At 64.4% G+C, this 26,027-nt stretch carries 24 protein-coding genes and 1 pseudogene; 6 read left to right on the top strand and 19 right to left on the bottom strand.

From position 1 onward, the window contains the following. Positions 1–7 precede the first annotated feature (7 nt). The 8 genes from ACM43_RS32205 to ACM43_RS32240 form a co-directional block, all read right to left on the bottom strand. On the bottom strand, positions 8–493 hold the full coding sequence (locus ACM43_RS32205; protein WP_271545549.1) for a FixH family protein: 486 nt from the start codon (positions 491–493) through the stop codon (positions 8–10). Positions 494–508: 15 nt separating this feature from the next. Continuing rightward, the gene (gene ccoG, locus ACM43_RS32210) at positions 509–1,975 is read right to left on the bottom strand and encodes a cytochrome c oxidase accessory protein CcoG (protein WP_271545551.1); all 1,467 of its coding nucleotides are present in this window, start codon (positions 1,973–1,975) and stop codon (positions 509–511) included. Positions 1,976–2,085: 110 nt separating this feature from the next. Continuing rightward, a complete protein-coding gene (gene ccoP / locus ACM43_RS32215; protein ID WP_271545553.1) occupies positions 2,086–2,961 on the bottom strand; it encodes a cytochrome-c oxidase, cbb3-type subunit III in 876 nt (291 codons plus the stop codon). 6 nt (positions 2,962–2,967) lie between these two features. Continuing rightward, positions 2,968–3,132, bottom strand: a complete 165-nt coding sequence (locus ACM43_RS32220; protein ID WP_025034779.1) for a cbb3-type cytochrome oxidase subunit 3 — start codon at positions 3,130–3,132, stop codon at positions 2,968–2,970. Between the two features lie 13 nt (positions 3,133–3,145). Further along, a complete protein-coding gene (ccoO, locus tag ACM43_RS32225; protein ID WP_271545556.1) occupies positions 3,146–3,880 on the bottom strand; it encodes a cytochrome-c oxidase, cbb3-type subunit II in 735 nt (244 codons plus the stop codon). A gap of 12 nt (positions 3,881–3,892) precedes the next feature. After that, positions 3,893–5,542 (bottom strand): cytochrome-c oxidase, cbb3-type subunit I, encoded by a 1,650-nt coding sequence (ccoN, locus tag ACM43_RS32230; RefSeq protein WP_271545558.1) that lies wholly within the window; start codon positions 5,540–5,542, stop codon positions 3,893–3,895. A 197-nt stretch (positions 5,543–5,739) separates the two neighbouring features. Beyond that, positions 5,740–6,165 (bottom strand): CBS domain-containing protein, encoded by a 426-nt coding sequence (locus ACM43_RS32235; RefSeq protein WP_271545560.1) that lies wholly within the window; start codon positions 6,163–6,165, stop codon positions 5,740–5,742. Positions 6,166–6,206: 41 nt separating this feature from the next. Then, the gene (locus ACM43_RS32240; protein ID WP_271545562.1) at positions 6,207–7,040 is read right to left on the bottom strand and encodes a universal stress protein; all 834 of its coding nucleotides are present in this window, start codon (positions 7,038–7,040) and stop codon (positions 6,207–6,209) included. 220 nt (positions 7,041–7,260) lie between these two features. Between ACM43_RS32240 and fixL the strand changes: the two genes are divergently transcribed. The 4 genes from fixL to ACM43_RS32260 all read left to right on the top strand — a co-directional run bounded on the left by fixL (position 7,261) and on the right by ACM43_RS32260 (position 10,661). Continuing rightward, the gene (gene fixL / locus ACM43_RS32245) at positions 7,261–8,778 is read left to right on the top strand and encodes a sensor protein FixL (protein WP_271545564.1); all 1,518 of its coding nucleotides are present in this window, start codon (positions 7,261–7,263) and stop codon (positions 8,776–8,778) included. Positions 8,779–8,781: 3 nt separating this feature from the next. Continuing rightward, positions 8,782–9,399 carry a response regulator FixJ gene (fixJ, locus tag ACM43_RS32250; protein ID WP_157280953.1) on the top strand — a complete coding sequence of 206 codons (618 nt, stop codon included), beginning with the start codon at positions 8,782–8,784 and terminating at the stop codon, positions 9,397–9,399. A 43-nt stretch (positions 9,400–9,442) separates the two neighbouring features. Next, on the top strand, positions 9,443–9,859 hold the full coding sequence (locus ACM43_RS32255; RefSeq protein ID WP_271545567.1) for a response regulator transcription factor: 417 nt from the start codon (positions 9,443–9,445) through the stop codon (positions 9,857–9,859). A 103-nt stretch (positions 9,860–9,962) separates the two neighbouring features. Further along, positions 9,963–10,661, top strand: a complete 699-nt coding sequence (locus tag ACM43_RS32260; RefSeq protein WP_198399623.1) for a helix-turn-helix domain-containing protein — start codon at positions 9,963–9,965, stop codon at positions 10,659–10,661. Positions 10,662–10,704: 43 nt separating this feature from the next. Here the strand turns inward: ACM43_RS32260 and ACM43_RS32265 are convergent, their stop codons facing one another. From ACM43_RS32265 to ACM43_RS32280, 4 genes are read right to left on the bottom strand one after another with little or no spacing between them, the layout of a single operon-like run. After that, on the bottom strand, positions 10,705–12,018 hold the full coding sequence (locus tag ACM43_RS32265) for an MFS transporter (RefSeq protein ID WP_271545570.1): 1,314 nt from the start codon (positions 12,016–12,018) through the stop codon (positions 10,705–10,707). Between the two features lie 23 nt (positions 12,019–12,041). Then, positions 12,042–12,563: a PRC-barrel domain-containing protein gene (locus tag ACM43_RS32270; RefSeq protein WP_271545572.1), complete on the bottom strand. Its 522-nt coding sequence runs from the start codon at positions 12,561–12,563 to the stop codon at positions 12,042–12,044. An 18-nt stretch (positions 12,564–12,581) separates the two neighbouring features. Continuing rightward, on the bottom strand, positions 12,582–14,786 hold the full coding sequence (locus ACM43_RS32275; RefSeq protein ID WP_271545574.1) for an amylo-alpha-1,6-glucosidase: 2,205 nt from the start codon (positions 14,784–14,786) through the stop codon (positions 12,582–12,584). Between the two features lie 58 nt (positions 14,787–14,844). Then, the gene (locus tag ACM43_RS32280; RefSeq protein ID WP_157280949.1) at positions 14,845–16,608 is read right to left on the bottom strand and encodes an ABC transporter ATP-binding protein; all 1,764 of its coding nucleotides are present in this window, start codon (positions 16,606–16,608) and stop codon (positions 14,845–14,847) included. 275 nt (positions 16,609–16,883) lie between these two features. Here ACM43_RS32280 and ACM43_RS32285 point away from each other — a divergent pair, with 275 nt between their 5' ends. After that, the gene (locus tag ACM43_RS32285) at positions 16,884–17,954 is read left to right on the top strand and encodes a glycosyltransferase family 4 protein (protein WP_271545576.1); all 1,071 of its coding nucleotides are present in this window, start codon (positions 16,884–16,886) and stop codon (positions 17,952–17,954) included. A gap of 376 nt (positions 17,955–18,330) precedes the next feature. On the opposite strand, the gene ACM43_RS38675 is transcribed toward ACM43_RS32285, so the two are convergent. The 3 genes and pseudogenes from ACM43_RS38675 to ACM43_RS32295 all read right to left on the bottom strand — a co-directional run bounded on the left by ACM43_RS38675 (position 18,331) and on the right by ACM43_RS32295 (position 21,340). Beyond that, the gene (locus tag ACM43_RS38675) at positions 18,331–19,611 is read right to left on the bottom strand and encodes a TRAP transporter large permease (RefSeq protein ID WP_246732131.1); all 1,281 of its coding nucleotides are present in this window, start codon (positions 19,609–19,611) and stop codon (positions 18,331–18,333) included. Positions 19,612–19,830: 219 nt separating this feature from the next. Continuing rightward, a pseudogene (locus tag ACM43_RS38680) lies at positions 19,831–20,634 on the bottom strand (TRAP transporter small permease); the annotation flags it as partial. Beyond that, a complete protein-coding gene (locus tag ACM43_RS32295; protein ID WP_271545578.1) occupies positions 20,570–21,340 on the bottom strand; it encodes a methyltransferase domain-containing protein in 771 nt (256 codons plus the stop codon). The gene ACM43_RS32295 and the pseudogene ACM43_RS38680, both read right to left, overlap by 65 nt. A gap of 141 nt (positions 21,341–21,481) precedes the next feature. Between ACM43_RS32295 and ACM43_RS32300 the strand changes: the two genes are divergently transcribed. Continuing rightward, a complete protein-coding gene (locus ACM43_RS32300) occupies positions 21,482–21,796 on the top strand; it encodes an SDR family oxidoreductase (protein WP_271545580.1) in 315 nt (104 codons plus the stop codon). Positions 21,797–21,984: 188 nt separating this feature from the next. Here the strand turns inward: ACM43_RS32300 and ACM43_RS32305 are convergent, their stop codons facing one another. The 4 genes from ACM43_RS32305 to ACM43_RS32320 all read right to left on the bottom strand — a co-directional run bounded on the left by ACM43_RS32305 (position 21,985) and on the right by ACM43_RS32320 (position 25,974). After that, positions 21,985–22,593 carry a DsrE family protein gene (locus ACM43_RS32305; RefSeq protein WP_271545582.1) on the bottom strand — a complete coding sequence of 203 codons (609 nt, stop codon included), beginning with the start codon at positions 22,591–22,593 and terminating at the stop codon, positions 21,985–21,987. Positions 22,594–22,617: 24 nt separating this feature from the next. Continuing rightward, positions 22,618–23,247 carry a hypothetical protein gene (locus ACM43_RS32310; RefSeq protein ID WP_271545584.1) on the bottom strand — a complete coding sequence of 210 codons (630 nt, stop codon included), beginning with the start codon at positions 23,245–23,247 and terminating at the stop codon, positions 22,618–22,620. Continuing rightward, positions 23,244–24,287: a TAXI family TRAP transporter solute-binding subunit gene (locus ACM43_RS32315; RefSeq protein ID WP_271545586.1), complete on the bottom strand. Its 1,044-nt coding sequence runs from the start codon at positions 24,285–24,287 to the stop codon at positions 23,244–23,246. The genes ACM43_RS32310 and ACM43_RS32315 overlap by 4 nt, the downstream gene beginning before the upstream one ends. A 61-nt stretch (positions 24,288–24,348) precedes the next feature. Then, entirely contained in the window at positions 24,349–25,974 is a 1,626-nt protein-coding gene (locus ACM43_RS32320; RefSeq protein ID WP_271545588.1) for a hypothetical protein, read from the bottom strand. Positions 25,975–26,027: the final 53 nt, after the last annotated feature.

Raw genomic sequence — 26,027 nt, forward strand, 5'->3', positions numbered from 1 at the left:
GAATCCTTCAGTTCAGGATCACGCGGTTGCGCGACATGAACACGCGCGTCCCCCGCGCCTCGCCCTCGATCACCAGATCCCATTGGCCCGGCGCGACGGACGCCGCATTGCCGCGATAGAGGCCGATGCCGGATTCGCTGAGCTCGACGGCGAGGTCGGAGCGCTTGTCGGTCGGCCGCTCCAGCCGGCCACCGAACTTCAGCCCGGAGATCGGCTGGCCGCCAGCATCGCGGGCTTCGACCTGGACCGAAGCGCCGCCGTCGTTGCGGCGCTCGACATGGGCGTTGACCTTCCACTTCCGCGCCGCCTGGTCCTGCGCCGCCGAGATCTCGCGATCGTAGACGAGGCCCGCGGCATAGGGGCTGTCGACGTCGGTGCCGGGCAGCGTCGCGATCGCGAGCTTCATCATGGTCGCGTTGACGCCGATCACGAGACCGAAAAAGGCGACCAGCATCAGGAAGACTTTGGTTCCGGTCAGCGGCTTGGATGACATGACGGTCTCCTGGATTTACGGCGCGACGAAATTGTCGGTGGCGCTCGCGGCGACGCCGAGCCCGATGTCCATGACGTGGAAGCGGACCGGAATCGACTTCTCCGGATTGTTTTCGGCCGGCGCGGTGACCAGCAGCCGCAGCTCGCTGGTCGCATCGCGCGGGATCACAATGATCGGACGGTCCGGCGTGACCGAATCGACGCCGACGACGTGCATCGTCGGGTTCACGGGCCCCTCGACGTCGATGGCGATGGCGCGGTCGTAGCCGCTCTTGTTCAGGAGCCGGACCGTATAGGCGTTGCGGATCGAGCCGTCGCTGAGCTTGACCGCGACCGGATTGCGGTCGTGCAGCACGTTGACGTCGAGCAGGCTGCGGGTCGCCAGCGTGTAGACCATGAAGCCGCCGATGGCCGCGATGATCGCACTATAGACGACGGTGCGAGGCCGCACGATCCGATAGATCGGCGCCTTGCCTTCCTGGCGGCGGTGGATGTTGATGTCGTTGTCGTAGCCGATCAGCCGCTTCGGCCGACCGATCTTCGTCATCACGTTGTCGCACGCGTCGATGCAGAGCCCGCACTGGATGCATTCCATCTGCGGTCCGTTGCGGATGTCGATGCCGGTCGGGCAGACCGCGACGCACTGGTAGCAGTCGACGCAATCGCCGACCTGCTGGCCGAGCGCGCGCAGCTCGGCGGCCTTCTTCACCGAGGTGCGCTTCTCGCCGCGGTCATAGCGATAGGTGACGTTGAGCGCCCATTCGTCGGTGAGTGCGGCCTGAATGCGCGGCCACGGGCACATATAGGTGCAGACCTGCTCGCGCATGAAGCCGGCGAGCAGATAGGTCGTCGCGGTGAGGATGCCGATCCAGATATAGGCGAGCATCGGCGCCTGGAAGGTGACGAGTTCCTTCACCAGGGTCGGCGCGTCGTTGAAGTAGAGCACCCAGGCGCCGCCGGTCCACCAGGCGATCATGAGCCAGATCGAGTGCTTGAGCACGATCTCGGAGATGCGCTCCAGCTTCATCGGATCGGACGATTTGTCCTTCTTCATCCGTTCGCGCCGGTCGCCCTCGATCAGACGCTCGACGGCGTAGAACAGGTCGGTCCACACCGTCTGCGGACACAGATAGCCGCACCAGATCCGGCCGCCGATGGAGTTCATCAGGAACAGCGCCACCGCGGCGACGATCAACAGACCGGTGAAGTAATAGACCTCCTGCGGCCACAGCTCGATGAAGAAGAAATAGAAGCGGCTGTTGGGAAGATCGATCAGCACCGCCTGGCTCGGCGCGCCGAGACCGCGATTCCAACGTACGAAGGGCAGGAGATAATAGACGCCGAGGCAGAATGCCATCAGGCCCCATTTGATGCGGCGGAAAGTACCGGAGACGCTCTGGGGATAGACCTTCTTGCGGGCCGCGTAGAGTGGCCCGTAATCATCGTCCGATGTGAGGTCTTTCGGGTTCACGGTCTTGTTCATCGCCAAATCTTTTCAAGAGGTGCGATTAAACCTAGACCCGACATCGCCGCGTCAGTTGATCCAGCGCAAACGGGGGCACTTTTGTTGCCCCCCGTTTGGTGCCTATTCTGCTATTTTCCGCCGCCCAGCGAGTGGACGTAGACCGCCATCGCCTTGATGGTGGCGGGATCGAGCCGGCCTTCCCAGGCCGGCATCACGCCGGCGCGGCCTTGGGCGATGGTCTCGACCAAGCTCGCCTCCTCGGAACCGTAGAGCCAGATCTTGTCGGTCAGATCAGGTGCGCCCATCTCCTGGTTGCCCTTGCCGGCGTCGCCATGGCAGGCGGCGCAATTCTCCGCGAAGATCTTCTGGCCCTTGGCGGCGTCATAGCCGTTGCGGGTCGAAAGGCCCGACAGCGACCGCACGTAATTGGCGGCGGTGACGATCTCGTCCGACTTCAACACGCCATCCTTGCCGAAGGCGAGCATCTGCCCCTCATGGGTCTTGGCATGGCCCGACCGCACGCCGAACTGGATAGTCTGCATGATCTGGTCGAGCGAGCCGCCCCACAGCCATTCGTCGTCGTTCAGGTTGGGATAGCCCTTGGACCCCGTCGCACCCGTGCCGTGGCACGGCGCGCAATTGTCGCCGAACACCGTCTTGCCCTTGGCGCGCGCAAGCGCGAGCAGAGCCGGATCCTTCTGGATGTCGGTGAGCGAGGCCGTGCCCAGCGCCGCCATCTTGTCACCCCGGATCTTCTCGAGGTTGGCGAGCTCGACCGCGACGTCGGCGCGCGAGGAATAGCCGAACAGGCCGGTGGTGTTGCTTTGGATCAGCGGCCAGGCCGGATAGACGATCCAGTAGCCGATCGACCAGAGGATGGTGAGATAAAAGCTGATCACCCACCACCGCGGCAGCGGCGTGTTGAGCTCCTTGATGCCGTCCCACTCGTGTCCGGTCGTGGACTTGCCGGAGACGGAATCGATGTCGCTAGAATGATCGGTCATGGTTTCTCACTCCTCCCGCAAGGGCAGGTGCGCTGCCTTGTCGAACGCAGCCTTGTTACGGGGCCAAAATGCGTAGGCGATGATCGCGAGAAAGATCGCGACGAACACCGGTGTCCAGATCGTGGTCACGAGGTCGGACGCAAGATTATGGACGGTCAGGATGGCTTTCATCGTTCATGCCTTCTCAGCGAAGATTGGCTTTCTCGTTGTAGATCTTGAAGTCGACCAGCGTGCCCAGCATCTGCAGGTACGCAACCAGCGCGTCCATCTCGGTCGGCGTGCCGGTCTTGCCGTCGAAATTGCGCACGACGGCCTTGGCGTAGCGCTTGGTGAATGCGTCGGTGCCGGCATTGTCCGGATCGGCCTGGGCCTTCAGGTCGGCGGCGGCATTGGCGAGTTGCTCGTCGCTATAGGGCACCCCTACGGTCCTGAGCGCGCGCATGTCGCCGGCGATCGCATCCGGGTCGATCTCGGCCTTGCCGAGGAACGGATAGCCGGGCATCACGGACTGCGGCACGATCGCGCGCGGGTTGGCCAGATGGGTGACGTGCCATTCGTCGGAATATTTGGCGCCGACGCGGGCGAGGTCCGGGCCGGTGCGCTTGGAGCCCCACTGGAACGGGTGATCGTACATGCTCTCGGCCGCGAGCGAGAAGTGGCCGTAGCGCTCGACCTCGTCGCGCAGGGGGCGAACCATCTGCGAGTGGCAGAGATAGCAGCCCTCGCGGACATAGACGTTGCGCCCCGCCAGCTCGAGCGGCGTGTAGGGCCTGACCCCATCGACCTTCTCGATCGTACTCTTGAGGTAGAACAGCGGGGTGATCTCGACGAGACCACCGACCGCGACCACCAGCAGGATGCCGACAATCAGGATGATCGAGTTCTTTTCGAAGATTTGGTGACGTGTCCAGAACGACATTGCTTGAGCTCCTCACTCCGCCGGCTGAAGGGCGACGGGCATCTGGACTTCCTGTTCGCCGACGCGAACCGTCATCCAGAGATTGTAGGCCATGATCAGCGAGCCGATCAGGAACAGGCCGCCGCCTGCGGCGCGGATGATGTAGAAGGGATGCATGGCCTCGACGGTCTCGATGAAGGAATATTCGAGGAAGCCGAGCGACGTGTAGCCGCGCCACATCAGGCCCTGCAGGATGCCGGAAACCCACATCGCCGAGATGTAGAGGACGATGCCGAGGGTGGCGACCCAGAAGTGCCAGTTGACGAGCTTGAGGCTGTAGAGGCCCTTGCGATTCCAGGCCCACGGCACCAGACAGTACAGCGCGCCGAAGGAGACGAAGCCGACCCAGCCGAGCGCGCCGGAATGCACGTGGCCGATGGTCCAGTCGGTGTAGTGGCTGAGCGAGTTGACCACCTTGATCGACATCATCGGGCCTTCGAAGGTCGACATGCCGTAGAAGGCGACGGAGACGACGAGCATGCGCAGCACGGGATCGGTACGCAGCTTGTCCCAGGCCCCCGACAGCGTCATTAGGCCGTTGATCATGCCGCCCCAGGAGGGCATCCACAGCATGATCGAGAAGGTCATGCCGAGCGTCTGCGTCCAGTCCGGCAGCGCCGTGTAGTGCAGATGGTGGGGACCGGCCCAGATGTAGAGGAAGATCAGCGCCCAGAAGTGGATGATCGACAACCGGTAGGAATAGATCGGCCGCTCGGCGCGCTTCGGGATGAAGTAGTACATGATGGCGAGGAAGCCGGCGGTCAGGAAGAAGCCGACCGCGTTGTGGCCGTACCACCACTGGAACATGGCGTCCTGGATGCCGCCCCAGACGACGTAGGACTTCGAGCCGAACACCGAAACGGGCAGCGCCGGATTGTTGCCGAGATGCAGCACCGCGATCGTCACGATGAAGGCGAGATAGAACCAGTTCGCAACGAAGATGTGCGGCTCCTTGCGCTTGAAGATGGTGGCAAGGAAGACAAGCAGATAGACGACCCAGACGATGGTCAGCCACAGATCGGCGTACCATTCCGGCTCGGCATATTCCTTTGACTGGGTGACGCCGAGCAGATAGCCGGTGCCGGCGATCAGGATGAAGATGTTGTAGCCGAGCACGACGAACCACGGCGCGAGGTCGCCGGCAAGGCGCGCGCGGCAGGACTTCTGCACCACGTAGAACGAGGTCGCGATCAACACGTTGCCGCCGAAGGCGAAGATCACGGCGGAGGTGTGCAGCGGACGCAGGCGGCCGAAGCTGATCCAGGGCAGATCGAAGTTCAGCGCGGGCCAGGCCAGCTGCGAGGCGATGATGAGGCCGACGAGGAATCCGGCAATGCCCCAGAACATCGCCATGAAGGCCGATAACTTGATCGGCCCCATGCTGTAGTTCGGGCGGCCGTTGATCTCCTGGGCCGGCAGCGCCGCCGGCCGCTCGAAGTAGCGGTTGACGATGAAGAACACCGCAGCGAGGCTGGCCGCCGCGCTGAGCGCAGCGTGGAACGCGAAGGGCGCATCGAGCGCCTTGGCCGAGGCGATCACGCAGAGGAAAGCGGTGACTGCGAATACGACAGCCAAGCCGCTTTCACCGATGGTCATGGATTTTGAGATGGAGGGCTGGCTCATGCGGATTCTCTCTGAAAGAACACGCTGCCAGAAACCACATCCACCCTCGCGGCGAATTGATTGAAATCAAGCTGGATGGATTTCTGTTAATGTGAGCCGATGTGCCGCCAGCTGAGGTGCCTTCCTTCCCCGCGCGCAGGGCCGTCGCACGCAGACACCTCCGTGAAATCACGGATTGGAACCAAAGGATCCAGTCCTCACTCCCGCGCCGTCGCCTTGAGCGCCGCGATGACGTCCTCGCGCGCGATGATGCCGACCAGCTTCTGTGTGCCGTCGAGCACGATGATGCTCCTGATGCGATGCTCCACCATGATCTGGAGCACGCGTGTCAGCCGCGTGTCGGGGCTGACGTAGATGAACTCGGGCGTCATCACGTCGCCGATCTTGCGGCTCATCAGGTCGTCGTAGCGCGGCAACATCTGGCTCGGCGTGAAGGCGAAGCACTTCAGGATGTCGAACTTGGTGACGATGCCGACCACCTGCCCGTCGTCTTCGACCGGATAGGAATTGAAATCGTCGGTCTCGAACATCTCGCTGAGCTGGAACAAGTCGAGGCCGCGCTGCACCGTCTTGACGTTGCGCGTCATGTAGCCGTCGACGGTCTGTTCAAGAAATTGGTACACGGCGCGTCCTCCTCGATTTCCTCAAACTGGCCGGCCGATGGTCAGTGCGACAGCAGCACGCTGCGGACGGTTTGCGTCACCAGATATTGGGTGACGCCTCCGAGGATCAGTTCGCGAAATCTCGAATGACCATAGGCGCCCGCGACGATCAGGCCCGCGCCGGTGTCGCCGGCGACTTTCTCCAACCGCGCGGCAGCGGTTTCGTTTCCTGCGGCCTCGAGGACCCGCGCAGTCGCGGTGATGCCGTGGCGGCCGAGCCAGGCGGCAACGTCGCTGACACCCGCCATCACGGCCGAACGGTCGTCGCCCCGCTCCGGGATTTCCACGATGGTGACGTCCTTCGCCTTGTGCAGCATCGGCAGCGCGCCCGCCACCGCCCGCCGCGCTTCTGGCGTGTCCTTCCACGCCACCAGCACGCTGCGCAGGTCGAGCCAGTTGGCCCGGTGGGGAACGACGAGCAGCGGGCGGCCGGCCTGCATCACCAGGTCCTTGGGGCTCGCCAGCGAGAAAGCATTGGAGAAGGCCGGGCTCTGCCCACCACTAACGACGATGTCGGCGCAACGCGCCTGCGCCGTGACGAAGCGGGCCGGATAATCCATCGCGCTGCGCCACTCCGCATGCCCACCGCGATTTTTCATGGCCGCGCGGAATTGCGCTTCGAGGCCGGCGAGCCGCCGTTTGATCGAAGCTTCGCCCTCGTCGATCAGCGCTTGCGCTTCTGCGCCGTCGGTGAAATAGAGCGGCGGGGTGAACTGCGCCGCAGCCACCCCGACGATGGCCGCTTCGAATCGTTCGGCGAGTTCGCCTGCGACCTGGAGACGTGCTTCGTTGGGCTGATCGAGCGCCAGGCTGACCATGACGGTCGCGTATGTCATCGGGGATCTCCAGCATTACAGAATTTCTTTCGAATCCTAGACCTGTTGCCACGCAACAGGCTGAGATAGATCAAATCCGACGCCTCTGGTGGCCCGCTCTCCCGGCAATGGGGAATTCGCCAGCGGATTCAACGTCCGCGCTTGCCTCCGGGCAGGCCTTGGGCGACATTCCCGGAGCGGTAAAGGCGTCCTGCCGACCCGCCGAGAAGAGGAGCAGAGCTTGGCGCCGACCCGCGTAACCCATCAGGCAGACGATGGTCGGGGCGAGCATTTCCGAGTCCGCATCGAGGGATTCGGCGTCGGCACCTGGGACCTCGACCTGCAGACCCGCGAACTCGAATGGTCGGACATGGCCAGGCGGCTGTTTGGCCTGCAGCCGGACCAGGAGGTGAGCTACGATCTCTTTCTGTCGCTCTTGCAGCCGGGCGATCGGGACCACCTCCTGAAGGCGATCGAGCGCACGTCGGAAGGCGGCGGGGGTCTCGACCTGTCCTTCAAGATCGGGGGCGCATCCGGGAAGGGTCAATGGATCCGGGCCAGGGCCGGCGTGATCCGCGACGATACGGGCACGCCGCGTCACCTCAGCGGGATATTCCTCGACATCAACGAGGAGAAACAGCTCGAGGAAGCTCTGCGATCCCAAGAGAATCATCTTCGCTCGATTCTCGAAACCGTGCCCGATGCCATGATCGTCATCGATTCACGCGGCATCATGCAGCTCTTCAGCAGCGCCGCGGAGCGGCTGTTCGGCTACAGCAGGCAGGAAGCGATCGGCCGAAACGTGAGCATTCTCATGCCGGAACCCGATCAGTCGCGTCACGACAGCTATCTCGCGCGCTATCTCAGGACCAATGATGCGCACATCATCGGCATCGGCCGCATCGTGACAGGCAAACGCCGCGACGGCACGACTTTCCCGATGCACCTGTCCGTCGGGAAGACGCAACGCGCGGGCGAGCCCTATTTCACCGGCTTCGTGCGCGACCTCACCGAGCACCAGCAGACCCAGGCGCGGCTCCAGGAGCTGCAATCCGAGCTCGTGCACGTGTCGCGGCTGACCGCGATGGGCGAGATGGCTTCCGCGCTCGCCCACGAGCTCAACCAGCCGCTGGCGGCGATCAGCAATTACATGAAGGGATCGCGGCGCCTCCTCGCCGGCAGCACCGATCCCAACATGCCGAAGGTCGAAAGCGCGCTGGACCGGGCGGCGGAGCAGGCACAGCGCGCCGGCCAGATCATCCGCCGCCTGCGCGACTTCGTCTCCCGCGGCGAGTCCGAGAAGCGGGTCGAGAGCCTGTCCAAGCTGATCGAGGAAGCCGGCGCGCTCGGGCTCGCCGGCGCGCGCGAGCAGAACGTGCAGCTCCGCTTCAGCCTCGATCCGGACGCCGACCTCGTTCTCGCCGACCGGGTGCAGATTCAGCAGGTGCTGGTCAACCTGTTCCGCAACGCGCTCGAAGCGATGGCGCAGTCGCAGCGGCGCGAGCTCGTTGTCGCCAACATCCGTGTCACCGACGGCATGATCGAGGTGGAGGTCTCCGACACCGGCATCGGCTTCCGGGAAGACATCATTCCAAACCTGTTCCAGACCTTCTTCACCACCAAGGACACCGGCATGGGCGTGGGACTCTCCATCAGCCGCTCGATCATCGAGGCCCATGGCGGCCGCATGTGGGCCGAGAGCAACGCAGCGGGCGGAGCGACGTTCCGCTTCACCCTGCCGGCAACCGACGAGAGCTGATCCATGACGACCAAGGGACATGTTTACGTCATCGACGACGACGCGGCGATGCGGGACTCGCTGAACTTCCTGCTGGATTCCGCCGGCTTCGCCGTCACTTTGTTCGACGACGCGCTCGCCTTTCTCGAAGCCCTGCCCGGCCTCGGTTTCGGCTGCGTCATCTCCGACGTGCGCATGCCCGGCCTTGACGGCATCGAGCTCTTGAAGCGGATGAAGGCGCAGCAAAGCCCGTTCCCGATCCTGATCATGACCGGTCATGGCGACGTGCCGCTGGCAGTCGAGGCGATGAAGCTCGGGGCCGTCGACTTCCTGGAGAAGCCGTTCGACGATGACCGGCTCACCGCCATGATCGAGTCGGCGCTCCGCCAGGCCGAGCCCGCCGCCAGGAACGAGGCGCTCGCACAAGACATCGCCGCCCGCGTCGCATCCTTGAGCCCGCGGGAGCGCCAGGTCATGGAGGGGCTGGTCGCGGGCCTCTCCAACAAGCTGATCGCCCGCGAATACGACATCAGCCCGCGGACCATCGAGGTCTACCGGGCCAACGTCATGACCAAGATGCAGGCGAGCAGCCTTTCGGAACTGGTTCGCTTGGCGATGCGCGCAGGCATGCTCGAGGATTGAGGCAGGTCAAGGTGGCTTCACGGCGCCGTGCTAACCAGACAGCATGGTTGATGTCAGCCCACATCTTGCGCGGCCGTCGTCCTCCCCACAACCCACCATCTTTGTGGTCGACGATGATGCCGCAGTCCTCGGATCCCTGCGGTTCCTGCTGGAGACCGACGGCTTTTCCGTGCGGACCTTCAGGAGCGGCACGGCGCTGCTCAATCTCGGCGCCGCGCCCGGGCCGGACTGCTACGTCATCGACTACAAGATGCCCGACATCAACGGCATCGACCTGACCGGCCGGCTGCGCAAATCGCACCGCGACGCGCCGGTGATCCTGATCACCGGCTACCCCGACGAGAACATCTCGGCCAGGGCCGCGACAGCGGGCATCAAGGACGTGGTTTTGAAGCCGCTTCTCGACGAAAACCTGGTCAAATGCATCCGCCACGCCATCCAGGACCGCCCCGGGGCGTGACCTACGGGACTCTACGTAAGTAAACATCCCTAAGATAACGCGCGAAATTTCCGGATTGCGTGTTTCATCGTAGCAGTGCTCCATCACAACGGAGATGGCGCAGATGCTGACCCAGACGCTCAACACCCAGGCGATCAACACCCAAGTCGGTGGCAAGATTGCTCCTGCCCACCCCGTTACCGACCAGTTCGGCGCCATCGCGGGCCATGTCGGCCTGGTCGCCACCGAGTTCTCCTACAGCAAGGACGAGGAGATCTATGGCGAGGACGAGGCGGCCGAATATGTCTATCAGGTCGTCACCGGCGCGGTGCGCAGCTACAAGCTTCTCTCCGACGGCCGCCGCCAGATCGGCGCCTTCCATCTTCCCGGCGACGTGTTCGGCCTCGAATCCGGTCCCACTCACCGCCTCGCCGCTGAAGCCATCATCGACACCACCGTTCGCCTCGTGAAGCGCGCAAGCCTGGAAAAGGCCGCCGGCACCGACGTGCAGGTCGCCCGCAAGCTCTGGGCCATGACCGCCGGCGAGCTGCGCCATGCCGAGGACCACATGCTGCTGCTGGGCCGCAAGACTGCGATGGAGCGCGTCGCGACCTTCCTGCTCGAAATGGACCGCCGCCTCGCCGTCGCCGGCATGATGGCGCTGCCGATGTGCCGCCGCGACATCGGCGACTATCTCGGCCTCACCTTGGAGACCGTGTCGCGCGCGCTGTCGCAGCTTCACGCTCAGGGCATCCTCGGTTTCTCCGGTGCCCGCCAGATCGTGCTGCGCAACCGCCAGCGCCTGCACAATCTCGACGCCTGATCCTCAATCTTCCTCCCCACCCACTTTGGCCGGCTGAATTCGTTCAGCCGGCCATTTCTTTGGTGGCGGTCAGACCCGTGCGCCGCGTCTCCGGCATCACAAACAGGATCAGCAGGAGTCCCGCTGCCGCAACGCCGGACAGCCCGATGAATGCGGTGGCATTGCCGAACTTGTCGCTGACATAGCCGCCAAGCACCGTGCTCAGCGACGCGCCGATGCCCGTCGCGGTGCCGACGATCCCCTGCGCCAGATTGAAATGCCCGCTGCCGAAGGCGACGTCGGCGACGATCAGCGGGATCATCACCGCGAAGACCGCCGCGGTGATGCCGTCGAACACCTGCACCAGCACCAACAGATACGGATCGCGAACGGTCGCAAACAACAGGCCGCGAATCGCCAGAGCACCGAATCCGATCAGCAGCAAGGGCCGCCGGCCCCACGCTTGCGCCTTGCGCCCGACCGTCGGCGACAGCAGCGCCACGATCGCTTGCGGAACGACGATGCAAAAGGCGACGAGCACGGTCGCCCATTGGCTCGATCGCGCCGTCACCGCGCTCGCCATCAGCGGCATCATCGCGGCATTCGCCAGCTGCAGCAGCAGCACGCTGAGCGCGAACACGATGAGAGGGCGCTGCCGGATCAGGTGCCAGATATTGGGGTCGCCGCGCTCGGCGGCTTCAGGCGGCAGCTCGCCGTGACAGCGCCTGATGTCGACCTCGTTCTCGCGGATGCGCGACAGAGAGATCAGGGTTGGAATCACGAGCAGGAAGGTGACCAGGAAGACCGAGCGGCTCGATAACAGGTAGCCCGCGGTGCCCATCACCGCCGCCGCGACGCCGTTCCCGAGCGAGGCGAAGCGCGCGTTGCGCCCGAGCCGCTCGCCGATCGCGAGCGGGCCGACGAGGCCGAGGCTGATCGCGGCGATCGCCGGCCCGAGCACGCAGCTCGCCATCGCATGCAGCGTGGCGGCGGTCACCACGACGGCGAAGATCGGCATCGCCGCATAGGCCAGCGCGCAGGCGCCGATGGTCGCGATCGCGAGGGCGGCGACGAGGCGCTCCGATTTCGCGGCATCGATGATCGCGCCGCCCGGCATCTGGCCAATCAGGGCGACGATGCCGCCGATCGACAGCACGAACCCGATCTCGACCTGGGTCCATTTCTGCGTCGTCAGATAGACCGCGATGAAGGGACCGAATCCGGTCTGCACGTCGGCGAGGAAGAAGATGAACCAGTCGAGGCCGCGGAGGCTCTGCCGCGACGGGGCCGGAATGCCCGCAGCCGCCGGCTCCACGACGTTGTCCTGCTCGACGACGCCGCCGCGATCTGCATGGTTCGGCTTCCTCGATAACAACACGGGCGGTCAGCCCTCCCTGCACCTCACTGGATCGCTTGCAGCGGCTGAAGGCTGCCGGACGCGCCGAGCACGACGATCGGCGTGTCCTCCTTGTATTCCGGTGCGGCCGCGACCTGCGCCTTGGTCAATTCCAGCGTGATGCTGTCCTTCTTGTTGGCGATCTTGCCGAAGCGCAGCGCGTTCCAGTCCACGACAATCTTGCGGCTGCCGACTCCGAGGAAGCCGCCGAAATCGATCGCCGCAGCGCGGACATGACCGGTGCGATCGACGATGACGTCGACGATGCGACCCATGTCCTCGCCGGCGGCGCTGCGAACGTCGCGGCCGAGAACACCGTGGGCCTCGCTCGCGCCGATGATGGTCACCGATGGCGGTGGCGCGGCGTCCTTGGGCGTGACGGGCACCGTGGAAGCCGGCGGTTGCACCGTTGCCGGTGCCTTTGCTTCGCTCGGGGATGCGGGCGGCTCCTCGGCCGCGCGCGATCCGGCGACCGTCAAGCCCGCGACGATCGCCACGCTCAGGATCAACCATCCGGTCGCACGCATGAACTCCTCCTCGCGCCTCTAGCGCGCCAGCACGATCGAGACCTGGATCTGACCGCGCGTGCGCAACACTTCCAGCGCCACGTCGTCGCCGTGACGGCTGACGCGAAGATCGACGCTGGATTCGCCGAGGCGCAGATCGTGCAGGATCACCTCGTTGAGGAACGCCGGCAGATGCGGGTTGCGCAGGCGAATTTCGCCCCGCGCCACGTCGAACTCGAGGCCGAGCGCCGCTTCCAGGAGCGTGAACGGCGTGGCGCTGGCCCAGGCCTGCGGTGCGCAGGCGACCGGGTAGAGCGTCGGCCCGCGCCGCTTCTCGCGCCGGAAGCCGCAGAACAATTCGGGCAACCGGCGCAGGTCCATGTAGGTCGCGGCATCGAACAGACCCTTGAAGACATGCGCCACCGAATGCTTGAGGCCGTAGCGCGCCAGGCCCAGCGCGATCAGCGCGTTGTCGTGCGGCCAGATCGATCCGTCATGATAGGACATCGGGTTGTAGCGCACCTCGCCTTGCGCGACGGTGCGGATGCCCCAGCCCGAGAAGAAATGCGGCCGCATCAGATCGGCGGCGACGAGACGCGCGCGGTCCTCGCGGACCATACCGCTGAACAGGACCTGCCCGGCATTCGAGGTCCTGACCTTGCAGGGCCGCTTCTTGCCGTCCAGCGCAAGCGCATAGGTGCCGAGCTCCTCGCACCAGAACGCCTGCTCGAAGCGCTCGGCGAGCGCCTTGGCTTCGGCCTCGAGCTTGCGAACGCGGTCCGGCTTGCCGAGCCGCAGCGCGCAACGCGCGGCGAGCTGCTTGGCGGCAAAGACGTAGCCCTGGACTTCCGCGAGCGCGATGTTGCCCTCGGCAAGCCGGCCGTCGGCATGGAAGATCGCGTCATAGGAATCCTTCCAGCCCTGGTTCGCCAGCCCCTTCTCGGTGGCACGCTGGTATTCGACGAAGCCGTCCTGATCGGGATCGCCCGGACCGTCGATCCAGGCGAGCCCCGCCTCGATCGCGGGCCACAGCTCGATCAACGTGGCCTTGTCGCCGGTGCGCTCGAAATAGCTGCCTGCGAGCAGCACGAACAGCGCGGTCGAATCGACGCTGCCGTAATAATGCGCGAACGGCACTTCCCCGAGCGCGGCCATCTCGCCGCCGCGCATCTCGTGCAGGATCTTGCCGGGCGCGGCGTCCGCGAGCGGATCGACCGCCGCGGCCTGGAAATGCGCGAGCCGGCGCAGGACGCCCTTGGCAATGCGCGGATCGACCCAGAGCATCTGCAGCGCGGTGATGAGGCCGTCGCGCCCAAACGTCGTCGAGTACCAGGGAATGCCGGCATAGGGATAACGTCCCTGTGGCGTCTCGGTCATCAACATGTTGAGGTCGGCCATGGCCTGGCACAGCACCTCGTTGAAGATGTTGTTGGAGGTCTCGATGCTGGCCGCGCCAGCCGTCTGGTGCCGCATCTCGCGGCGGTGCGCCAGCAGGCCCGGGAAGAACCGCACCGGCTTTTCCGCGAGCGGCCGGTTGCAGGACACGGCGACGAACAGCGATTTGGCCTGGTGCGGCTCCAGGTCGAGCTCCCAGGTCGCGGCATCGACCGAGAGCCGCGTCGGGCGCGGATCGAAATGCAGCCCGGTGGTCCGCTCGGTGTCGTCCAGACCGCGATATTCGAACAGGACGTCGGTCGGTCCGAGCAGCCGGCTCGTTCCGATGCCGCGGCGCGGTCGCCGCTCGCCGCGGACCTCGAACAGATCGGCGAAGTCGTTGCCGAACAGCAGCGTCAAGTTGAAGCTGGTGCGCCCTTCGCCATGGTTCTGCACGCCGATGCGCTGATAGGCGGTGCCGCGCCACAGGAAGATCGTGCGCACGATGTGCAGCAGGTCCTTTTGCAGAACGAGGCTGCCCTGCCGGTAGATGTCCGGATTGGTGAGGTCGACGGTCAACGCCGAATTGTCGTCGCGCAGATTCGAGCCGAGCAGCAGCGGCTGGAGATCGTCGAGCACGAGCTCCAGCCGCGCAAGATAGCGCGTGTCATGATGGAACAGCCCGTCCGGCCCACCGGCGGACGCGCCGATGTCGCCATGGCTGTCGAGCACGATGAAGGTGTCGTCGTGCTTGAGCGAGCGCCGCGGCCGGGCCGAGGGCCCGGTCATCGGAATGTAGAAAGGCTGTTCCGCGACCTGTTCCGAGGTCCGCGTCACGGAGACGAACTGGGTTACGGCTTCTGCCGACATGAGCTGCTCCCCTGCGCTTGATTCGAAACGCGACCGACTCGAGAACGCGACTGTTGGTCTACGCGGCGGCTTGCGCGAGCCGGCTCATTTCCTGCGTGACCAGCTCACGATACGGCCCGTGGCCCTGCATCAGGCGCTCGGGCGAGCCGTCCTCGATGATCTTACCATTCCTCAACACCACGACGCGATCGAAATTGCGCAGCGTCGCGAGGCGATGGGCGATCGCGATCACGGTGCGGCCGCGCATCAGGCGCGACAGCGCCTCGCGGATCGCCTCCTCGGATTCGCTGTCGAGCGCGGCGGTCGCCTCGTCCAGCAGCAGGATCGGCGCGTCCTTCAGAAAGGCGCGCGCGATGGCGATGCGCTGGCGCTGGCCGCCCGACATCTTGACGCCGCGGTCGCCGACCATGGTGTCGAGGCCCTCGGGCAGGCTCTCGACGAAGTCGCAGCGCGCCGCGATCGCCGCGCGCAGCACCTCGTCGTCGGTCGCGTTCGGCCGGCCGTAGCGGATGTTCTCGCGAATGGAGCGATGGAACAAGGAAATGTCCTGCGGCACGACGGAAATCGCCTCGCGCAGGCTCAGCTGCGTCACCTTCGAGATGTCCTGGCCGTCGATGGTGATGTTGCCCTCGTCGACGTCGTAGAAGCGCTGCAGCAACGTGAACAGCGTCGACTTGCCGCCGCCGGACTGGCCGACCAGTCCGACGCGCTGTCCGGGCTGGAGGCGCAGGCTGAAGCGCTCGAAGATCTTGTCGCTGCCGGGATAGCCGAAGGTGACGTTGTTGTACGCGATGGCCGCGCCGCTCTTCACCAGGGGCTCGGCCTCGGGGTGATCGCGGAGCTCGTGCGGCACCAGTAGCGTGGCGATCGCCTCGGTCAGACGCGCGACGTGCTGGGTGACGTCGACCAGCGCCACCGCGAGATCGCGCGTCGCGCTCAGGATCGAGATGCCGAGCGTACAGACCAGCACGACGTCGCCGGTCGTCGCCTGGCCCTTTTGCCAGAGCGAGATCGCCCAGGCCATCAGCGCAATGGTCAGAAGCACGGTGATCACGGCATGCAACAGCCGCAGCTTCTCCAGATAACGCAGGCTGCGGCTGCGCGCGGTCAGCTCCTGGTTCACCGTCGCGTCGAACCGCTCATGCTCGTGGGTGATGCCGCAAAAGGCGCGCACCAGCGGCATGTTGCTGATGACGTCGATCATCTCGCCGTCGACCAGCGCGGCCTTGTCGGCGAAATCGTCATGCAGCGGCTTGCCTGCCGCGGCGAGACGAAACATCGCAACCACCATGCCGCCCGCGATCGCGATCAGGCCGAGCGCCATATAGGGACTGACGGTTCCAATCAGGATGATTGCCGCAATTGTGGCAATGCACGGCGGCAACACATTCCAGACGAACATGTTCTCGACGGTGAACACCGCGTTCGAGGTCGCGGTGATGCGGCTCGTCAGCATGCCGGGCATCCGGTCCGAGAAGTAGCTCGGCGCGTGACCGGTCAGATGACGAAATATGTCACGCCGTAAATCGCCCGTGACCCGGACGAAGGTGAAGCTCGCTGTCCAGCTCGCGATCCGCCACAGGAAGTTGTCCGCGGCAATCAGTGACATGAGCAGAATGAATGCCAGCCATACGCCACCGCCATACGAGGGACCGGCGGATAAGGCGTCGACCAGGGCTTTCACGCCATACTGGGTGCCTACGGAGCAGGCAACGGCCCCCACGACCGCGGCCAGGATCACCAAATGCGACGCGAGACGACGCCGGAGATAGCGCAGGACAAAGGCAAATGGCCTACGCGCGTACCCAGAAAGCTGATCCATATGGCTGTCGCCCCGTTATGCTGGTTTTTCGTTTCGTTACTGGTCGAGTGAACATCGACCGCTTCGCCTCGGTTCCCGGGCAATCCCATCACGACATGCGGATGCGGACGATCTGCGAAGATGTAGTGGCAGCATCGCGACGCTTCCCCGACGTGTCGAATATGTAACGTTCGCGGGAAGGAACTTCGCAGGTGCGGGAACGTTCCCTCGTCTGGCATTGCCGGTGCCGTAAAGGCGGGGGTTTCAACATTCATGATCGCAGAGGAGATGGTGAGATGCGCATCGCGCAGGTAGCTCCGTTGACGGAGGCTGTTCCACCCAAGCTGTATGGCGGCACCGAGCGGGTGGTGCATTGGTTGACGGAAGAGCTGGTGGCCCTGGGCCATGACGTGACGCTTTTCGCCAGCGGCGACTCGCGGACATCGGCCAAGCTCGATGCATTATGGCCGCGGGCGCTTCGGCTCGACGGTTCCGTGCGCGATCCCAACGCGCTGCACATGGTGCTGCTGGAGCGGGTGCGGCAAAAATGTGACGACGAGGAGTTCGATTTCCTCCACTTCCATCTCGACTATTATCCCTGGTCGTTGTTCCACCGCCAGCCGACCCCGTTCGTGACGACCTTGCACGGCCGGCTCGATCTTCCCGAGCATCAGCCGGTCTTCAATACCTTCACCAAGATGCCGGTCATCTCGATCTCCAATGCACAGCGGCGGCCGGTGCCGCAGGCGAACTGGGTGACGACGATCCACCACGGCCTGCCGGAGAATCTGCTGACGCCGAAGCCGGCGAAACAGGAATACCTCGCCGTGCTCGGCCGCATCGCGCCCGAGAAGGGCGTCGATCGCGCCATCAAGATCGCGACCCATTGCGGCATTCCGCTCAAGATCGCGGCCAAGGTCGACCGTGCCGACCAGGATTATTACGACGAGCTGATCCGGCCGATGATCGAGAACAATCCGTTGGTCGATTTCATCGGCGAGATCAGCGATCACGAGAAATCGGATTTCCTCAGCAGCGCGCTCGGCCTCTTGCTGCCGATCGACTGGCCGGAGCCGTTCGGCCTCGTCATGATCGAGGCCATGGCGTGCGGAACGCCGGTCGTCGCCTTCAACCGCGGCTCGGTGCCGGAGATCATCGACGAGGGCCTCACCGGCTTCATCGTCGAGGACGTCATCAGCGCCGCGGGCGTGGTGAACCGGCTTCCGCAACTCGACCGCACCGCGATCCGCAAGCAGTTCGAGACGCGCTTCACCGCGCGGCGCATGGCCCTGGACTACCTCGCCGCCTATCGCAGCCTGACCGAGGCGCAGGCACCGCGGATCAAGCTGGTGAGCAGCGCGGAGTAGGAAGGCAACTCTCTCACCTCAAGGCACACTGTCATGCCCCGGCTCGACCGGGGCATCCAGTACGCCGCGGCGTCTCGGCTCAAGCACGGCGGCCTCTGGAATAGAGGATCGCCCGGTCAAGCCGGGCGATGACAGCGAGCGTGCGGAGAGCGATGACAGAAAGTACGAGACGATGCGGCGGCTCTTACCCTCCCCTGGAGGGGGAGGGTCGGCTCACATGGAGCGCAGCGATATGTGAGACGGGGTGGGGTGACGGTCTCTCCACATCCAACAGTGCCCGAGTGGAGAGATCACCCCACCCCGCTCGCGCTCCGCGCGATCGACCCTCCCCCTCCAGGGGAAAGAGTTGCGCCCACCGCTCGTGCCGCTCGCACCGCTACATCCCCAATAGCCGCGGCAGCCACAGCGACAGGCCGGGCCAATAGGTCACCACCACGAGGAAGCCCAGCATCGTCAGCAGCCACGGCCACACCGCGACCGTGAGCTCGGTGATCCCCATCTTGGCGATGCCCGAGGCGACGTAGAGATTGAGACCGACGGGCGGATGGCACAGGCCGACCTCCATGTTGACCGTCATCAGGATGCCGAAATGAATCGGGTCGATGCCGAGCTTGACCGCGACCGGAAACAGGATCGGCGCCATGATCAGGATGATCGATGACGGCTCCATCACGTTGCCCGCTAGCAGCAGCAGCAGATTGACAAGCAGCAGGAAGCCGATCCAGCCCAGGCCCTGGTCGATCATCCATTGCGCCAGCGCCTGCGGCACGTTCTCGTAGGTCATCAGGAACGAGAACAGCACGGCATTGGTGATGATGTAGAGCAGCATCGCCGAAAGGTTGGCCGACGACAGCAGCACGCGCGGCACGTCGCGCAGCTTCAGGTCCTTGTAGATGAACACCGCGACGATGAAGGCGTAGACCGCGCTGACGGCGGCAGCTTCAGTCGGCGTGAACAGGCCGCTGTAGATGCCGCCGATCACGATCACGATCAGGAGGATGCCCCAGATCGACTTGCGGAACGCATCGAGACGCTCCATGAAGGTCGCCTTCGGCATCCGCGGATAGTCGTTGCGCCAGGCGCGATAGAACGTCGTCATGCCGAGCAGCGTGGCGAGCGCAAGCCCCGGCACGATGCCGGCGATGAAGAGCTTGCCCACCGAGCTGTTGGTGGAGACGGCGTAGAGCACCATCGGGATCGATGGCGGAATCAAAATGCCGAGCGAGCCCGACGTCGTGATCACGCCGGCGCCGAACCGCTTGGGAAAGCCTTGCGCGACCATCGCGGGCAGGATCACCGAGCCGATCGCCACCACGGTCGCCGGCGAGGAGCCTGAGATCGCGGCGAACAGCGCGCAGGCGACCACGCCCGACAGCGCAAGGCCGCCGTACCAATGGCCGACCAGCGAGGTCGCGAAGGTGATCATCCGCCGCGCCACGCCGCCATGGGTCAGGAAGTTGCCGGCCAAGATGAAGAACGGGATCGCCATGATCTCGAAATTCTCGATGCCGGTGAACAGCTTCAGCGCCACCGATTCGGTTCGCACGTCAGTCAGCGTGAACATGAAGCTGAGCACGGTCAGACCCAGCGCGATCGAGATCGGCATGCCCGTCAGCATCAGCGAGATCAGCAGCGCGAACACGATGAAGACGCGCAGGCCCTGCGGCAGCGTGATGACGTGGCCGGCATGCGCGAAGCACAGCGCGACGATCAGGACCGGCAGCAGCATCAGGATCCAGCCGAGCGGGCTGCGCTCGTCCCGGACCACCTGGGTCGGCGTGACCGGCGCCGGATGCACCGGATCCGCCTCGACACCCTCGACGCCCGCCATATCGTGATGCGGCAGCTCGCCGGTGCGGTAGAACGACCAGGCGACCTGCAGGAAGCGGAAGCACATCAGGGCGGAGCCGAGCGGGATGGTGAGATACACGAACCACATCGGCGCTTCGAGGTCGTTGGACTGTTGGCCGCTGTGCCACATGTGGGTGACGAAGGCGGCTCCGAAATAGCCGACGATGGCGGTGAACAGCGCGCCGCACAGGAGGCCGAAGGTGATGATGCGGCGGCGCGAGCCGCCGGGCAGGATGTTGACCAGCACGTCGACGCCGACATGGATGCCGGTCCGCACGCCATAGGCGGCGCCGAACTTCGCCATCCAGATGAACATGTAGATGCAGAGCTCCTGCGCCCACGACAAATCGAGCGCAGCGAGCCAGGCGAACGTCGCGCGCGCGGGCACGGCGAGGAAGGCGAGGTTGCGGGCTTCCGCCCACTTGGCGATGTCGATCGACAGCCCGGCGCCGTAACGGTGCAGCACCGCGACGAAGATGAGCGACGTCGCAGCCGCGATCATCGTCGCGATCAGCCATTCCTCGAGATGATCGAGAAAACGATTCAGCACACGCAGCAACTTGTGTCCCCCCATTGGATCGTTCAAGCGCAACGGTCGGGAGCGCAATTGCCCCCGACCGTTGGTATTGTTGCTATTGGGCCGCAGCCGTCGGTAACAACGAGAGCTAAGCGCTGCCAAGCTAACGTGATGACCGCCGAATGCGCAAGCCGGCATCCGCGCGAGTCCAAGGCAACGCATGCTATGCCGCATTGCGGCAGCGTCATCAGCCTTTGCGTTGCGCGACCATGAAGAGGCGCCGGAATGGGAACAGCGTCTGCCCCGCCGCATTCTTCGGATAGGCCCTTGCGACGCGCATCCCGTAGGCGGCTTCGAACGCGGCCTTCTCTTCGCCTTGGAGAACGTCGAGATAGCGCGTCAGCCAGGTGCCCTTGGTCCATTCCTTCACGGGATTGTCGCCTTCGAGCACCTGCAGATATTCGGTCTCCCAGATGTCGATGTTGGCCGACATCGGCGCGAGCAGATCGTGATAGAAGGCCGGCCCTTCCACCGGCGGCGGGGTGACGAGATGCTCCACCTTGGACCGCCATGGGCCATCGAGCGCAGTCTCGCCGATCAGCACATGCGACGGCGCGAGGAAATTGCGCGGCATCTGCACCGCGAACATGCCCCCAGGCGTCACCTTCTCCATCAGCGACGGAAACAGCGCCGCATGATTGGGTAGCCAATGCAGTGCGGCATTGGAATAGATCAGGTCGTACTGCCCGACGGGACTCCAATGGCCGAGATCCTCATGTGACCATTCCACGTCAGGGGCGGCCTTGCGTCCTGCCGCGACCATCTCCGCCGAGCCCTCGACACCGGTCACGCGCGCCTCCGGCCAGCGCTCCCTGATCAATTTGGTGACGTTGCCGGCGCCGGCGCCGAGATCGGCGATCGCGCGCGGGGCAAAATCCGGAATCCGCATCAACAGGTCGACGGCCGGCCGGAGCCGATGGCCGGAGAACTTCAGATATTGCTGCGGATCCCAGACCATCCTTCGACGCCTTTTCCTTCGCCAAGGCTCTTGCTCCTTCGGCAAGGCTCTTGGTTACCACTGCTCGTCTCGGTCGGGCAATTCGCAAAGCCCACGGGATAGGGCAGAAAACGAACAACAAAAGCAGAAGACCAAGGGAGCGTGCGACCATACCCGCCGGACTATCGCGAGCGTTTTGCCGAGGAGGAGATCCGGGTCGGCTATTGGGGTGAACCGGAAGATCTCGCTGCACTCGCGGTGTTCCTGGCCTCACCCGTGGCCCGGTACATCACGGGCACTGTGATCCCGGTGGAGGACTGCGGCGGTATCAGTTCTAAGGCGGGACTTCGTAGCGGCCTTCTGGCACGCCGCCGACAGTTTGATTGCTACAAGGTAAGTGCACTCCCTCTCCCGCTTGCGGGAGAGGGCTGGGGAATGTTTCCGCAATGGGATAGCCCCGACAGGAGAAAGCCCTGACCCGCGCCGGAGCCTGTCGTCGGGCGCGCCGTCGGCGCGGCCAGGTGGCGTGACCTCTCCCGCATCCGCCTTCGCCAAGGCTTCGGCGGACAAGAGCGGGAGAGGTTGCACCGAGCCCATGGCAATCGATTCAACCTAAAGCCATTCCGCTCCAACTGCGCATCCGACGGCCTCATTGTCGCCGGACCTCACGGTTTGACGTAGCTCCAGCCTTGTTCCTGCAACTCCATGACGCGGACGACACCCGATTTGACCACCGTCGCCTGCGGAATCAGATTGACGTCCTTGCTCTCCGCCTTCCGCATATTTTCCTGGGTGTTGCCGCAGGCTTTGAAGGAGATTTCGGGATTGCTCATCGCGAGCACCTCGATGCGTGGCTTTACCGGCGAGGTATCATCGCGCAGCATATGAAGACCCGGACCGAAGGTGACGATCTCGATTGACACTGGTTCACCGAGATCGCGGTAATATTGCGCGACATTGCTCGCATTGTTGAGCGTGAGGTTCATCATCGCGGTGTCATTGGAATTGACCTGCAATATCAGCTGATGCGGCTTTCTGGCGATCTCGGGCTTTGTCGCCTGGGCCATCGCCGCCCTGGTCGCAGGGGATTGCTTGCTCGTGCGAGTCTGTCCCGGCTTGCTCGCCTGCGCCTGTCTACCCGGTTGCTTCGGATTGCTTACTTGATTCGTCGCGCTCGAGTGCGGGTTGAACTGGTTGTCCAGCTCCGCCTGCGCGTCTGATCCGACCAGGAGCAGCATCGCCATCGCTGCCATCGCCAACTTCAGATTGATCATCTCGTGTCTCCCGTTCCCTGACCATCACCTTCCTGGTCTGGCGACGCTATGTGGCCATTTGCATGCAGCCGCCATTCTCCTACGCACCTTCTCGAATCCGCTGAGCAGGAATTGTCCGTCTTGCACCTGACCCGTGCGGGCGAAAAGGCGCACGACGATGTGACCCTCGTCGGGTAGCGCGTTCAGCAACTTTACGACGTCGCCCCCGAAAGCGACGCCGGAGCCGAATGACGGCGATGCTGCCGCGAGTTGCATCGGCGTGTCCGCATTCAGCCGAAAGGAGATGACGTATTCGTTGGCGCTCCGTGACAGCGCCGATCCGGCGACCGTGACTTCGGTGCGGCCTTTGCGGCAGTGGATTGCGAGCTGCATCGCGGCTCCATCGGAGCCGCTGACAGAGTATGTGGTGGCGGTGACGATCGGCGAATAGTCGACCGGCGAGGTGGTCTCGCTGACTAGCCAATTATCGTCCGACACCCGCCGGGCAGGCCGTGACAACTTACGTGATGAATCTTGAAGACATTCCTGCCGGGCCGATCCGTCCATGCCCGAACAAGCCCGAAGTGCTTCCGTGGAATCGCCGGTGCTTTGCGCGTAAGCGATTCCGCAGGCAACGTTGAAGGCGACGGCGAGCGGAGCAACGGCAGCGTTCATGGCTTCGCCTGGGCGCTGCGTGCCTGGCGATCCAGCCATTCCTGCGCTGCCTGGAAGCGGGTGAGTCCCGGGATGGTTGCGGCGAGATTGATCGACCGCCATTTCGGATCAAAGCCTGGTGCCTGCAGGCGGTCGATCCGCGAGAACAGGTAATCGACGAGGCGCGCCACGCGTTGATAGCGATTCGAGCCTGGCCGCCAGTTGAACGCAACGAGCGCTGTCGGCACCGCGATGGTCGAGACCCGATCGCCCTGCTTGATCAGATTGGGATACTCGATCGCGTCCAACGTCGCGGGCAGATAATAGTCCTCGAATCTCCTGTCGTAGTGGACCGGGAGAAACTTGAATCCCGCTTCCCAACGACCGCGTACGAAGGCGTCGACGGGCTTCGATGTGATGAACACCACGGCCGACATCTCACCCTTGCGCATCTGTTCCAGGGCAAGCTGATGCGGAATGAACGTCTTGTCGACGTCGATGCCGAGGCGGCTGAAGATCAGCGGTCCGGAATAGGCGGCTGCGGTGCCCTGGGTATTGAAGTTCACTTTCTTGCCGGCAAGGTCCTGCAGGCTCGTGATCTCCGGCCGCACGAAGATGTGCAATTCGGACGGGAACAGATTGAGCAGGTAGGTGATGCGGCTTTGGATCTGCGGAACCTGAAGCTTGTACTCGTCGAGGGCGTCGGAATTGATGATCGCGGTGTCGACACCACGCAGATAGAGTAGCGCATTCAGATTGTCGGTGGCGCCCCGGGTGACGATCGGCAAAAGATGCAGCTGTGCTCCGTCGTCGACGACACGGGCCATTTCGGCCGCGAGGCGGATCGGCGCGCCCTCGAGCAGGCCGCCGGCGAGCCCGACGGTCCAGGCGTTCATCCGGTCCTTTTCTCTCTCCTGAGGAAGCGGCCGTTGGACGATTTGTGCATCCGCCTTGGCGGATCTTGCGGTTTGTGCTTCCAGGCAAGTCGGTTGAAGCAGCACGGCCATCGGCACCAGCGCGGCGAGCAGGAGCGACGAGAGCGACCTTGGCAGCTTGTTCATGTCGTTCCTTTCCGGATGCCCACTGCAACCACTCGTCCCAGCATGAATGCAAAGCCCACTCTCAGTGATGCAATGCATCCAGTCGTTCCTTGGCTCCGCGAATGCCGCTCCTCTGCGCCTTCGCGTAGAGCTCGCGCGCCTTGGCCGCCTCGCCGCGCGTTCCATAGGCGCCCCAAGCGGCCAGAACCGCTGGATCATATGTCTCCGCGAGCATGAAGGTCGCCTGCGCAATGTTCTTCTCGGCTGCGAGCTCGAGCACGATCCGCGCTGCACCGATATTGCCCTGATCGAGCAACGCTCTGGCACGCGGGATCAATCGGGCCTCCACCTCGTCCTGGCCTGGATTCGTCGGCGGCTCCGTTGCGGTCACGTTCTGCGCCGTCGACAAGATCGGGCCGTCGCTTCTTTGCGCCGCCGGGGCATGCTGATCGGTAAGGCGCGATACCGAGGCGATCTCTCTCTCCCTGGCTTCAGTCCTGCTCCGCTCCCGCTCCAGCGACTGTCGCAGTTCGGCGATTTCCCGGTTCGCTGCCTGTCTCTGCTGCGAGGCTGCATCGTTCGCCTCGCGCAGATGCCCGTTCAGCGATTCGATGACGCCGCGCGTTTGCGCAAGCTTGCTCTCCAGCGCGGCAGCATGAGCCTGTGCCTCTTCGAGGGCACGGCGTTGTTGCTCGGCGTTCGCCGTTGCCGACCGCGCGGCGTCCTCCTGTTGCGCGAGGGCTGCGTTCCTTTCGCGCTCCTGCTGCAAGGACTGCCGCAATTCCGCGATCTCCCCGCCCGCCGCCTCGCTTTGCTCCGCCGTCGCACCGTCGGCCGTAGCCGATCCGCGAGTCATGCCGGCAAGCTCGCTCGCGAGGGCGGCGGCGCGTGACTGCGCCTCGTAGCGTTCTTGCTCAGCGCTTGCCGCTATCGCCTGCGCGGCGCTCACTCGCGTCGCCAGGACGGCGCTCTTTTCCCGCTCCTGCTGCAGGGACTGCCGCAGTTCAGCGATCTCCCACGCCGCCGCATCCCTCTGCTGTGCGGCCACCTCGTCCGCCTCGCGCGCCTGCGCGATACGAGCCTCTACTTCGCGGCGGGTTCCGGCAAGTTCGTCCGCGAACGCGGCGCTGCGGGCTCGCTCGTTTTGAAGAGACTGCCGCAGCTCCTCCGCAGCAGTTTCCGCTGCATGCGTGCGCTGGACCGCCTCTTCGAGCTCCCTGCGCGCGCCGGCCAGTTCACCGGAGAGCGAGTCACTGCGCCCGTCGGCGTCGAGCCGTTGTGGCGGGCCCGCCGCGCTTGCAGAGACTGCCTGAATCGGGGCCTCGGACGTTTCGCTCTGAAGGAGTGCTGGCGATCCGGTCGCGAAGTCAGGCCGCTGGTCTAGGCCGGCGGCGCTCCCGCTGTCGATTCGAGTCATTTCGGCAGTCGGTTGTGCCTTGAACGGGTCGAAAGCACCGAGCAGGGCTACCCCAGCGAAGATAAGGGGGACCAGAACGACAGCTGCAATGAGCGAACTACCCGTCTCCTCGGGATCGATATCCTCGGTCTCACCGAACCAATGGGTCCGTGAAGAGCAGAGCGCTGAGCCGTCCTTTGCGCCCCATCTGCCCGTCTCGGGCAACCCGTGACCGAGCTCAACGGCCCCCGCCGCATCATCTATCCGGGTGTTGTCTCGACCCTTGGGTGCAGTATCGATTGATTGGCGCATGCATCACGCCTCTCTCAAGAGCAACTCCAATGGAGCGATCGCCCAGCCTGTTC

Source organism: Bradyrhizobium sp. CCBAU 45321 (genome assembly GCF_028128975.1).
In the GTDB taxonomy this organism is placed as follows: domain Bacteria; phylum Pseudomonadota; class Alphaproteobacteria; order Rhizobiales; family Xanthobacteraceae; genus Bradyrhizobium; species Bradyrhizobium yuanmingense.